10 protein-coding genes are annotated in these 10487 nt (G+C 63.2%); all 10 read left to right on the top strand.

Features of this window, described 5'->3' with window-relative positions:
* Positions 1–27: 27 nt before the first annotated feature.
* Entirely contained in the window at positions 28–969 is a 942-nt protein-coding gene (locus NKH23_RS29505; protein WP_352717007.1) for a sugar ABC transporter substrate-binding protein, read from the top strand.
* A gap of 61 nt (positions 970–1030) precedes the next feature.
* Complete coding sequence (locus NKH23_RS29510) at positions 1031–2035, top strand: ABC transporter permease (RefSeq protein ID WP_352912668.1); 1005 nt, start codon at positions 1031–1033, stop codon at positions 2033–2035.
* Positions 2032–2814: an ATP-binding cassette domain-containing protein gene (locus NKH23_RS29515; protein WP_254820537.1), complete on the top strand. Its 783-nt coding sequence runs from the start codon at positions 2032–2034 to the stop codon at positions 2812–2814. The genes NKH23_RS29510 and NKH23_RS29515 overlap by 4 nt, the downstream gene beginning before the upstream one ends.
* Positions 2815–2848: 34 nt before the next feature.
* Complete coding sequence (locus NKH23_RS29520) at positions 2849–4030, top strand: aldose 1-epimerase family protein (RefSeq protein WP_352912669.1); 1182 nt, start codon at positions 2849–2851, stop codon at positions 4028–4030.
* Between the two features lie 91 nt (positions 4031–4121).
* Positions 4122–5210 (top strand): fatty acid desaturase family protein, encoded by a 1089-nt coding sequence (locus tag NKH23_RS29525; RefSeq protein WP_352912670.1) that lies wholly within the window; start codon positions 4122–4124, stop codon positions 5208–5210.
* A gap of 29 nt (positions 5211–5239) precedes the next feature.
* Positions 5240–5554, top strand: a complete 315-nt coding sequence (locus NKH23_RS29530; protein WP_352912671.1) for a MocE family 2Fe-2S type ferredoxin — start codon at positions 5240–5242, stop codon at positions 5552–5554.
* A gap of 37 nt (positions 5555–5591) precedes the next feature.
* Complete coding sequence (locus NKH23_RS29535) at positions 5592–6392, top strand: 3-methyl-2-oxobutanoate hydroxymethyltransferase (RefSeq protein WP_352912672.1); 801 nt, start codon at positions 5592–5594, stop codon at positions 6390–6392.
* A 225-nt stretch (positions 6393–6617) separates the two neighbouring features.
* On the top strand, positions 6618–8060 hold the full coding sequence (locus NKH23_RS29540) for a DHA2 family efflux MFS transporter permease subunit (protein ID WP_353036029.1): 1443 nt from the start codon (positions 6618–6620) through the stop codon (positions 8058–8060).
* Positions 8061–8340: 280 nt separating this feature from the next.
* Entirely contained in the window at positions 8341–9327 is a 987-nt protein-coding gene (locus NKH23_RS29545) for an ABC transporter permease (RefSeq protein ID WP_352716998.1), read from the top strand.
* Positions 9328–9386: 59 nt separating this feature from the next.
* Positions 9387–10412 carry a sugar ABC transporter substrate-binding protein gene (locus NKH23_RS29550; protein ID WP_353036031.1) on the top strand — a complete coding sequence of 342 codons (1026 nt, stop codon included), beginning with the start codon at positions 9387–9389 and terminating at the stop codon, positions 10410–10412.
* Positions 10413–10487: the final 75 nt, after the last annotated feature.

Raw genomic sequence — 10487 nt, forward strand, 5'->3', positions numbered from 1 at the left:
CGGTTACGAAACAAGGGAGGAAGAGAAATGTTGAAACTCGCGTTGAAAATCGCGGCTGCGGCGACGGTTCTTGCCGGTGTGGCGCTGGGTACGCCGGCGCTGGCGCAGGACGCTCAGAAGACGTTTTACCTGTTGTCGCATGGCGGCCCGTCGGACGCCTTCTGGATCGACTGGAATGCCGGCGCGACCAAGGCCTGCGACCAGCTCAAGGTGACCTGCAAGATCTCGTTCAGCGGCGGCGACATGGCGGCGCAGAAGGAGGCCTTCAATTCGGCCCTTGCCGCTAAGCCGGACGGCATCGCCACCACCTCGGCGCAGCCCGGCCTGTGGACCGAGGAGGTCAAGGCAGCGAAGGCGGCCGGCATCCCGATCGTGTTCTTCAATACCGACGATCCGGCAACCGGCCGGCAAGCCTATGTCGGCGCCGATCTCAAGGAAGCCGGTGTCATCTGGGCGAAATATCTGGTCGACCACAAGATGGTGAAGCAGGGCGACAAGGTGTTCCTGCCGGTCGAAGTGCCGGGCGCCAGCTACCAGCAGCTCGAGACCGAAGGCATTGCCAGCGTCTTCGATCCGCTCGGCATCAAATATGACGTGGTCGATTGCGGCACCGATCCGGCCGGCATCATCGCCAAGATGACCGACTACATGGTCGCCAACAACCCGCCGGCAATCATCGCGCTCGGCGATTCCGTAGCGGCCAGCGTCAAGCGGGTGTTCGACGGCGCCGGCGTGCCGGCCGGCAAGATTCCGGTCGTCGGCTGGGGCAATTCGAAGGAAACGGCCGAGTCCGTCAAGGCCGGTTTCGTCAACGCGGCTGCCTGGCAGTTCCCGTCGGCGCAGGGCTTCATGCCGGTGGCGCTGCTCGGGTTGGCCGCCGCTGGCGAACCGATCGGCTACGACATCCACACGTTCAGCCTCTACGACGCCTCGAGCGTCGAACCGATCCTGAAACTCTACAACAAGTGATTGAAATTGACGCCCGCCGCGCAGGCGGCGTGCGTCACCCTGAGATATGGTCCAAGCTGTCATGACAATTGCCGCAGAAGAGGAAATGCCGCGTGCCAAACGCAGGTCGAGCCTGATGCGCTCGCCGCAGTTCTCGTCGCTCGTCATCCTGATCGTCCTGCTGGCGGTGTTTGCGATCGCCGACGCGAACTTCCTGTCGCCGCTCAACATCTCCAACATGATGGCGTTTCTGCCCGAGCTCGGCATCATCGCGCTCGGCATGACGCTGCTTCTGACGGCGGGCGAGTTCGACCTTTCAGTTGGCGCCGTGTTCGGGCTGGCGCCGGTCGTGGTCATGCTGCTGGTCCAGAACGGCGGGGTTGATATTGGCGTGGCGTTGCTGGCCGGCTTGCTGCTCTGCATAGCGATCGGTGCGATCAACGGGCTGATCGTCACCAAGATCGGCATCTCGTCTTTCCTGGTGACGCTGTCGATGCTGCTGGTGGTGCGTGGGGCAGCGCTTTACATCACCCAAGGGTTTCCGCTGAAATCCTGGGACCAGCCGGGCTTCTTCGTGACGCTGCTGGCCGGCAGCTTTAGTATCGGAACGTTCCGTTTCTATACCTCGCTGTGGTGGTTCATCGGCCTGTCGCTGCTGGCGATCTATGTGCTGCGCTACGCCAAGCTCGGCAACTGGATCAGCGCTATCGGCTCGAACCGTAACGCTGCTGTGGCGCGTGGCGTGCCGGCCGATGCGGTCAAGATCTGGCTGTTCATCCTGACCTCGGCGCTGGCCGGTCTCGCCGGCATGATCAGCGCCTTCCGCATCTCTGCCGCCTCGCCGGTGGCCGGCACCGGCTACGAGCTCGAAGTGATCGCCATGGTGGTGGTCGGCGGCACCGCGCTGACCGGTGGGCGAGGCACCATTTTAGGCACCATCGTCGGCGCGCTGATGCTGCGCAGCATCCGCAACGGCATCGTGCTGATCGGCGTGCCTGGGCTCGCTTACAACATCTTCGTCGGCGTCATCATACTTGCCATGCTCATCCTGCACGCTTTGCTGCAGAAGAACGCCGCCAGGAGCTGATCATGGAAGTGCTTCGGCTGCAGAACCTGCAAAAATCCTTCGGCAGCGTCCGCGCCCTGAAGAGCGCCTCCTTCACGCTCAACGAGGGCGAAGTGGTGGCCTTGCTCGGCGACAACGGCGCCGGCAAATCGACATTGATCAAAGCGATCTCCGGGGTCTTTCCCGTCGATCGCGGCGACATCTATGTGCGCGGTCAGAAGGTCTCCATCCGCTCGACGCGAGATGCGATGGATCTCGGCATCGAGACCATCCACCAGGACACCTCGCTGGCACCGGACCTCAGCATCGCGCGCAATCTTTTCCTCGGCCGCGAGCCGGTCAACCTCAAATGGCTGGGTGTGTTCGCGCCGCTCGATCTCGCCCAATTGCGCGATGCTGCCTCGGCACTTTTGAAGCGCGTCGGCATCTCGAAGAAGCTCGACGCCGATGCGCTGGTCAGCACGCTGTCGGGCGGCGAGCGCCAGTCGATCGCCATTTCCCGCGCCATGCAGTTCGCCGCCAAGGTCATCATCCTCGACGAGCCGACCAACAATCTCGGCGTCGAGGAAACGCACGGCGTGCTGCGCTTCGTCAAGGAAGTGCGCGACGCCGGTCACTCGGTGCTTTTGATCACCCACAACATCCATCACGTCTTCCAGGTCGCTGACCGCATTATCGTCATGCGCCGCGGCGAGATCGTCGCCGAGCAGACGGTCGCCGACACCGATCTGCTGACCGTGGAAAGCATCATCACCGGCGCCGACATGTCGGCCCTGCTCAAGGAGACGAGAGCCAAGTGAAGGACGGGAGCAAAGTGAAAGAACTGGCCGTCACATGGTAGAGCTTTACGGCAAGACGCTGTCGCGCCGGCAGGTCTCGGAACGCTCGGGCATGCTGTCGCAATTCGCCGGCGTGAGGCTGATGACGCTTGGTGACGGCATCGAGCGCGGCATCCGCATGCTCGAATTCCGCACCGGCTCGGGCCTGCGCTTCACCGCGCTGGTCGACCGGGCGCTCGATATCGCCGATTGCGACTTCAGGGGCCAGGCGATCGGCTGGCATTCGCCGAGCGGCTTTCGCCATCCCGGCCTGCACGAGTATGAAGGCGAGGAGGGGCTGGCCTGGGCGCGGTCGTTTTCCGGCCTTCTGCTGACCTGCGGCCTCGACCATATATTGTTCATGAACGAGGTACCGGCCGACACCTACAACTACCCGCCCAAGAAGACGGTGCGCCACTCGCTGCATGGCCGTATCAGCACCATCCCGGCGCGGCTGACCGGCTATGGCGAGACCTGGGACGGCGACCGCTGCGTGTTGTGGGCCGAAGGCATCGTCCAGCAATCGACCGTCTTCGGCGAGGATCTGTACCTGCTGCGGCGGATCGAGGCCGATGTCGGCGGCAACGAGATCCGGCTTTCGGACCGTGTCGTCAATCACGGTTTCAACCGGACGCCGCATATGTATTTCTACCACATCAATGTCAGCCATCCGGTGCTCGACGAGGGTTCGCGCTACCTGGCGCCGATCCGCGACGTCGTCTGGGCCGGGCATGCCGGCGAGCACTATGAAGCGCAGAAGGTCGGCTACCGCACGGTGCCGGCGCCGCAACTGGGATTCAAGGAACAGGTCTGGCAGCACGAACTCGGCGCTGGCAGCACCGGGGAGGTCCCGGTGGCGGTGGTCAACGACAGGCTCGGCCTCGGCTTCGAGGTGGTCACGCGCAAGGACCAATTGCCCTGCGCCTACCAATGGCAGAATTTCCAGGCTGGGCAGTACGCGCTTGGGATTGAGCCGTCGACGCATCATGTGCTGGGAAATCTTGCCGCGCGCGAACGCGGCGAGATGATCTGGCTGGAGCACGGCGAGAGTCGCCCCTACGATGCAGTGTTCCGGGTCCTCGACGGCGCCGGCGAGATCGCCGCAGCCGAAAGCCGGATCGCGGCGATTGCCAGACAACCGCGAGAGGACTACCCGCGGCCGTCGGGCCATTTTCCTGTTCTTGGAGGCAGGTCGTGATAAGGGCGAGGACGATACGGGACACCAGTTGGGAGGCTGGCTCCGGCCGGAGCGGGGAGGGCTCGCGGCCGATCAGGAATTGGAGGTCACAATGGCTGGCACGGTAAAGCGCGATTACAGCCTGGTCGGCGAAAGCACGCGGATCGCGATCGAGACGGGACTGGCCTCGGCGGAGTGGTACCACACGGATGTCCCCCGCAAGGCGATCAAGGAGTTGATGCAGCGCTCAGACGCGCCGGCGATCCGTGACACGATCATCTGGATCGTCGCCATCCTCGGCTCCGCCGCCGGCGCCATCTATTTCTGGGGCACCTGGTGGTGCTTGCCGTTCTTCTTCGTCTACGGCGTGCTCTACGGCTCGTCCAGCGACTCGCGCTGGCACGAATGCGGCCATGGCACTGCCTTCCGCACGCGCTGGATGAGCGATGTCGTCTACCAGATCGCCAGCTTCATGCTGATGCGCAACCCGGTGACCTGGCGCTGGAGCCATGCCCGCCACCACACCGACACGATCATCGTCGGCCGCGACGCAGAGATCGCCGTGATGCGACCGCCGGACCTGTTGCGCGCCGCGCTGGCTTTCACCGGCATCCTCGATTTCCGCTATTCGCTTCCGGCACTGGTACGCCAGGCGTTCGGCAAGCTGACGCCCGACGAGAAAAGCTACGTTCCCGAGATGGAACAGCGCCAGGCCGTCATCGCGGCGCGCTGGCATATCGTCATCTACATCGCGACGATCGCGCTCGCCGTTTTCATGCGGTCGTGGATACCGGTGGTGCTCATCGGCGTGCCGCGCCTCTACGGCACCTGGCACATGGTGCTGACTGGCCTGCTGCAGCATATCGGCCTGGCCGACAATGTCGTCGACCACCGGCTCAACACCCGTACCGTGTACATGAACCCGATCAGCCGGTTCATCTACTGGAACATGAACTACCACGTCGAACACCACATGTTCCCGATGGTGCCGTATCACGCGCTGCCCAGGCTGCATGAATTGATCAAGCACGATTTGCCTGAGCCGAACCCGTCGATATGGCATGCCTATCGCGAGGTCTGGCCGGTCCTGCTCAGGCAGCTCAAATACGAGGATTATTTCCTCAAGCGCGAACTGCCACCGACGGCACGGCCCTATCGTGGCGAGTTCCACGAAGTGAACATGTCGGCAGCGGCTGAGTAGGCACCGCAGGAATTTCGGGAGAGATAGAAATGGCCGATTGGGTCGAAGCGTGCGCCGTGGACGATGTCGAAGAGGAAGATGTCATCCGCTTCGACCATGACGGCCGCACCTTCGCAATCTACCGTTCGCCGGACGATGAATTCTTCGCCACCGACGGTTTTTGCACGCATGAGAAGGCGCATCTGGCCGACGGGCTGGTCATGGACGACATCATCGAATGCCCCAAGCACAATGGCCGCTTCAATTACAAGACCGGCCAGGCCAAGGGCGCTCCCGTCTGCGTCAATCTCGCGACCTATCCAGTCAAGGTCGAAGCTGGCAAGGTGATGATCCAGATTGGCTGACGGGCCTTCTGTCACGTAGCAAAGGGGACCATAATCCATGAGCCGGAAAAGACCGACCGTCGCAGACCTGCGTGCCATGAAGGGCAAGCGGCAGCTGACGATGCTGCGCGTGCTGACGATGGACGAGGCCGAGGCCGCCGAACGCGCCGGCGTCGACATCGTCTCGGTGCCGCCGGAGCTGGTGCTCAATCCGCAATACCGCGATGCGGCACCCAGCCTGTTCACCATGCCGGGCGAGAATTTCTTCGAGATCGGCACGGCCGACGATTTCGTCCGCTGGGCGTTCCGGCTCTACAAGGCCAGCGCCGATGCGGTCTATTGCAGCGCCGGCTATGCCACCATCAAGCGGATGGCCGACGACGCCATTCCGGTGATCGGCCATGTCGGCCTCATCCCGTCACGTGCCACCTGGACCGGCGGCTTCAAGGCCGTCGGCAAGACCGCCGATACCGCCATGCAGGTGTTCGAGGCGGTGAAGCAACTGGAGGCTGCCGGTGCGATCGGCGCCGAGATCGAAGTGGTGCCGGTCGAGGTGGCCAAGGCGATTTCGGAACGCACTTCGCTGATCATGTTGTCGATGGGGGCGGGCACCGGCTGCGATGCGCAATACCTGTTCGCCGACGACATCCTCGGCCAGAACCGTGGCCACATGCCGCGCCATTCCAAGGTCTATCGCAATTTCGCCGCCGAATACGATCGCCTGCAGGCCGAACGCATCGCCGCCTTTTCCGAATATGTCGCCGATGTGAACAGCCTGGCCTATCCCGAAGACAGGCACGTCGTGCACATGGACCCGGACCAGCTTGGTCTGTTCCTGGAAAAGATCGAAGCCGCATGAGACACGCCGGCAACAGCGCGAAGCGCCATCGCGGATCGTAAAAGGCCGGTTCGGCGGCAGGGCCAGGTCATCGCGTAGCCGGCTGCGATGCTACACGAAAGTTTGTTGGTCCATGTCTGGACGGCACCGGCCAGATGCTGTTGAAACCGGTGCGTCATCGGTTTGCCTGACAATTGTGCGGTTGCCGATGGAGCGGGTGAAAATTCCCTTCGGATAGTTCTGCGCATGACCGCCATTTCCGAAAACGAAGCCTTGCCCGAGACCGCGCCCGCGGCGCGGCAAGCCCGGCGGGCGGCGCTGATCGTCGCCGTCGCCTTCTTCATGCAGCTTCTGGATTCGACCATCATCTCGACCTCGCTGCCGCAGATGGGAGAATCCTTCGGCGTGCCGGCGGTGGCGATGAGCATCGGCATCACCGTTTATATGCTGACCATGGCGGTGTTCGTGCCGCTGTCCGGCTGGCTTGCCGACCGTTTTGGCGCGCGCAACATCTTCCTCGTGGCGATCGCCCTGTTCACGCTGGCCTCGCTCGCCTGCGGCATCTCGCAGAACCTGGCCGAGTTCGTTGCCGCACGTGCTGTGCAGGGCCTGGGCAGCGCGCTGATGACGCCGGTCGGCCGCATCCTGGTGCTGCGCAATGCGCCGAAATCCGAGCTTCTCAACGCCACGGCGCTGATCACCTGGCCGGCGCTGTTTGCGCCGGTGGTCGGGCCGGTGCTTGGCGGCTTCATCACCACCTATCTCTCCTGGCACTGGAATTTCTTCATCAACATTCCCCTTGGGGTTACCGGACTGGCGCTGGTCGCCCGCTTCATTCCCGGCGACCGCGAAGCCGGGGGCAAGCCGCTCGACTGGCCGGGCTTCTTTTTGACCTCGGTGGGGCTTGCCTGCCTGCTCTACGGCCTCGAGCGTATCGCGCATCCGGAAGACGGTGTGTTGCCGACCATGGCACTGCTCGGTACGGGCATTTTGGTCGGCTGGCTGGCGGTGCGGCATCTGGGACGCGCCAACCATCCGCTGCTCGATCTCACAGCTTTCAAGGTGCAGACCTTTGCCATCTCGACGCTGTCGGCCGGCACGATTTTCCGGATCGCCATCAACGCCACGCCGTTCCTGCTGCCGCTTTTGTTCCAGGTCGGCTTCGGCCTGAGTCCGGTCGATGCGGGCATGATGATCCTGGCCTATTTCCTCGGCAATCTCGGCATGAAGGCGGTGACGACGCCGACGCTGAGGCGCTTCGGCTTCCGTTCGGTGCTGATCGTCAACGGGGTGATCGCTTCCTTGTCGATCATGGCCTGCGCGGCGCTTTCGCCGCAGACGCCGCAAGCGTTGGTGGTGGCGCTGATGCTGATCGCCGGCCTTTCGCGCTCGATGCAGTTCACCGCGCTCAACACGCTGGCTTTCGCCGATGTGGCCTCACAGCAGCGCAGCTCGGCGGCGACGTTGTCCAGCATGCTGCAGCAGGTGGCGATGCTGTTCGGCGTAGCGGTCGCGGCGGCGTTGCTCAACCTGTCGCAGATAGCCAGGGGCGTGGCGGCGCTTGATCTCGTCGACTTCCGCCTTGCCTTCCTGGTGATCGGCGCAATCGGGCTCGTCGCCTCGTTTCGCTTTCTGGCGTTGCCGAAGGCCGCCGGCGCCGAGGTCTCGGGCCATGTTTTGCGGATTTGATGCAGGACCTGCGCGGCGAGCGCGGACATAAATTCTGCCTGCTCCGCTCGCCCTGAAGCGAACCTTCGCCAGCGGTTCGATCAGCGCGATCAATTGCAAAAGTGCTTGAGTTCCAGGCATTGCGCCAGCCTCGCCAATCGGTGCGTCCAACCGCAGAATTTCCTCGCAAGCCGGCCTGCAATGCACGGATTCATTTGACGAATTGGTCTTGAGCCGATTAGCTTTCGTTCCGATGGCCGCAGAGGGAGCAGGGCGTAGCCATCGCGGGTGAAAGCGGGCAATGAACGCGACCGGCTGGCTAAACTGGAGAAGCCTGAACCAGGAGGGCATTGTCTTTGCCATCGCGGTTGTGCTGTTCATTGCCGCCGCGATCGGACTGCCCGGGTTTATCAACTCGAACAATCTCGTTGCCATCGTACGCTCGGTCTCGGTGCTGGGCATATTGGCGCTCGGCATGGCGGTCGTCATAATAGGCAGAGGCATCGACCTGTCGGCGGTGGCGATCATGGCGATGTCGGTCGCCTGGTATCTGCAACTGCTGAATTCGGGAACATCCGACGGGCTGGCCTTCGCCTATGTGCTCGCCGGCGTTCTCGCAATCGGGCTGTTGAACGGAATCCTGGTCGCCTACGCCGAGGTTCCGGCGATCTTCGTGACGCTGGCGACTGCGTCCTTCGTCTTCGGCTATGTGCGTTCACAACTGATCACGCAGGACGCCGTGCCGGTGCCGCCCGGCCATTGGGTCGAGCTTCTGGGCGGGCTGCGCCTCCTCGACATTCCGGTCGAGGTGTTTGTCTTCGCCGGGCTAGCTTTCGCCTTCTTCCTGTTCCTGCGCTACACCAAATGGGGCCGCTACGTCTATTTCGCCGGCGACAACCCGGTCGCCGCGCGCAATATCGGCATTCCAGTGCGCCCGATGCTGGTGCTGCGCTACGTGCTGTCGGCCCTGGTCTCGCTGGTGGCCGGCTTGCTCACTGCGGCCAGCCTGCATTCGATCAACACCCGCATCGTCAATTCCACGCTGCTCTACGACATCGTGCTGGTGGCGGTGATCGGCGGCATCGGTCTGTCGGGCGGGCGGGGCGGGGTGCGCAACGTGCTGGTGGGTGCCGCGTTGATCGGCATCCTGCTCAACGCGATGACCATCATCGACATTCCGCTGCTCTATCAGAACCTGATCAAGGCCGCGATCCTGCTGGCGGCGATCATCGTCGATGGGTTCATCAATCCGCGCGACGAGCAGACCGCGCAGCAAGGCGACATCTAGACTGACGCGAACGGTTGGGGCCGGCCGCGAACGACAACGACCAAACCAGAGGATGTGACATGAAAATCATCAGGACGTTTATGGCCGCCGCGGCAGCGCTTGCCGTCTCCGCCTTCGTGGCGCCAAGCTTCGCCGCCGAAGATCCGGGTCCGGGCGCCTATTCGCAAGCGCTGAAGGGCAAGCGTGTGATGCTGGTGCCGATGGCGATGGGCTTCGACCTGGCACAGGGCTGGGCGCATTACCTGAAGACGGAGGTCGAGGCCTGGGGCGGCGTGTTCGAGACACGTGACCCGAACTGGGTGGTCGATGCCGGCGCGCAGGCGATCACCGACGCAATCTCGTCGGACACCAGGCCGGACGTGCTGATCATCCACTCGCCGGACCTCAACTCCTATGCCAAGCTGATGAAGAAGGCGCAGGCCGCCGGCACCTATGTCCTGCTGGTCGACAATCCGGCGAACTTCCCGGCCGATGCCTTTGTCGGCAGCGACTGGGATCGGCTCGGCCAACTCGAAGCCGAAGCGGCGATCAAGGGTTGTGGGCCGAACTCCTCCAAGAAGATCGGGCTGGTGCAGGGCGACCAGGCCAATTCGTCGAGCCTCTACCAGTATGCCGGCATCATGAAGGTGCTGGACAAGAATCCCGACTTCAAGGTCGTGGCCAAGCCGGACTCCAACTGGGATGCGACGACCTCGCGCAACGTGACGACGACGATGCTGCAGCAGAACCCCGACATCTGCGCCATCATCGATTTCTGGGACGGCGACGCGACGGGCGCATCTGCTGCGATCCGCGATGCCAAGCTCGACGGCAAAGTCTTTCTGGTCACCACCGGCGGTGGCGAAAAGACTGCCGACTGCGACAAGCTGCAGGACGGCACCTATGGCGCGGTGGTGATGACCGACCTTGCCCGCCAGTCGGGTGACATGAACGCCGTCATAAAATTCCTGTTGCAGAGTGGCCAGCCAGCCGGCACCTCGCACACCTACATCTACACGCTGGAGAAGGCGACGACCAAGGCCGACGTCAAGCCGGACAGCTGCTGGGACTTGAAAGCACTGCAAGCCCAAGCTGCGGCCAAGTAAACCGCGGGTCCGTTGCAAGCATCGACGAGGTGGCCGGACCTGGTTCGGCCGCCTCTTTCTCTCTTGAGTGGCAGC

Source organism: Mesorhizobium sp. M1328, assembly GCF_040318075.1.
In the GTDB taxonomy this organism is placed as follows: Bacteria; Pseudomonadota; Alphaproteobacteria; order Rhizobiales; family Rhizobiaceae; genus Mesorhizobium.

Coding starts and splice junctions, on each gene's coding strand:
- NKH23_RS29505 (WP_352717007.1), top strand. CDS start 28: ATGTTGAAACTCGCGTTGAAAATCGCGGCTGCGGCGACGGTTCTTGCC.
- NKH23_RS29510 (WP_352912668.1), top strand. CDS start 1,031: ATGACAATTGCCGCAGAAGAGGAAATGCCGCGTGCCAAACGCAGGTCG.
- NKH23_RS29520 (WP_352912669.1), top strand. CDS start 2,849: ATGGTAGAGCTTTACGGCAAGACGCTGTCGCGCCGGCAGGTCTCGGAA.
- NKH23_RS29525 (WP_352912670.1), top strand. CDS start 4,122: ATGGCTGGCACGGTAAAGCGCGATTACAGCCTGGTCGGCGAAAGCACG.
- NKH23_RS29530 (WP_352912671.1), top strand. CDS start 5,240: ATGGCCGATTGGGTCGAAGCGTGCGCCGTGGACGATGTCGAAGAGGAA.
- NKH23_RS29535 (WP_352912672.1), top strand. CDS start 5,592: ATGAGCCGGAAAAGACCGACCGTCGCAGACCTGCGTGCCATGAAGGGC.
- NKH23_RS29540 (WP_353036029.1), top strand. CDS start 6,618: ATGACCGCCATTTCCGAAAACGAAGCCTTGCCCGAGACCGCGCCCGCG.
- NKH23_RS29545 (WP_352716998.1), top strand. CDS start 8,341: ATGAACGCGACCGGCTGGCTAAACTGGAGAAGCCTGAACCAGGAGGGC.
- NKH23_RS29550 (WP_353036031.1), top strand. CDS start 9,387: ATGAAAATCATCAGGACGTTTATGGCCGCCGCGGCAGCGCTTGCCGTC.